1 protein-coding gene is annotated in these 644 nt (G+C 69.7%); it reads left to right on the top strand.

What is annotated here, in order from left to right:
* Window positions 1–494 (top strand): zinc finger domain-containing protein (locus tag NS220_RS19065; RefSeq protein ID WP_275934695.1); only part of this gene is annotated, 494 nt, incomplete at its 5' end.
* Between the last annotated feature and the right edge of the window lie 150 nt (window positions 495–644).

Genomic DNA, 644 nt, shown 5'->3' with positions numbered 1-644 from the left:
ACGGTGCCGCGGCCGGTCGGGGACCGGTGCGCCCGCGCGGGCCGACCCAGGTGGAGCACATCGCCCGCGATCCGCGCGACCCCGCGTTCGACGCGGCCCGATTCCGCGCGCGCATCGCACGGACGAATTCCGGCATCAAACGCGTGCTCCTCGATCAGACGGTCGCCAGCGGCATCGGCAACATTTACGCCGACGAGTCGCTGTGGGCGGCGCGAATCCACCCCGAGACGCCGGGCGCAGCCCTTCCGACCCGCGCGGTGAACCGCCTGCTGGGGGAGGTTCGAGCGGTACTCGAGAAGGCGTTGGCCGAGGGCGGAACGAGCTTCGACGCGCAGTACGTGAACGTCAACGGTCAGGCCGGGTACTTCGCGCACTCGTTGAACGCCTACGGGCGGACCGGTCAGCCGTGTCCCCGCTGCGGCCGACCGATCGTCCGAGTCTCGTTCATGAACCGGTCGAGCCACTTCTGCCCGCACTGCCAGCGCGTGCGCTGACGCGCCGGCAGTGCGGGCAGAAGTGGCTCACCCCCCGCCCGGCGTTCAGACGAGCACCTTCTTCCATGCGCCCTCGTACGCGACCGGGACGAAGCCGATCGCCTCATTGATCGACAGCATCGGGCGATTCTCCTCGGCGTTGTAGGTGAG

Source organism: Microbacterium testaceum, from assembly GCF_001476655.1.
In the GTDB taxonomy this organism is placed as follows: domain Bacteria; phylum Actinomycetota; class Actinomycetes; order Actinomycetales; family Microbacteriaceae; genus Microbacterium; species Microbacterium testaceum_C.
Note: the sequence above shows the minus strand (reverse complement) of the source record. Positions and strands in the feature narration are given on the sequence as shown.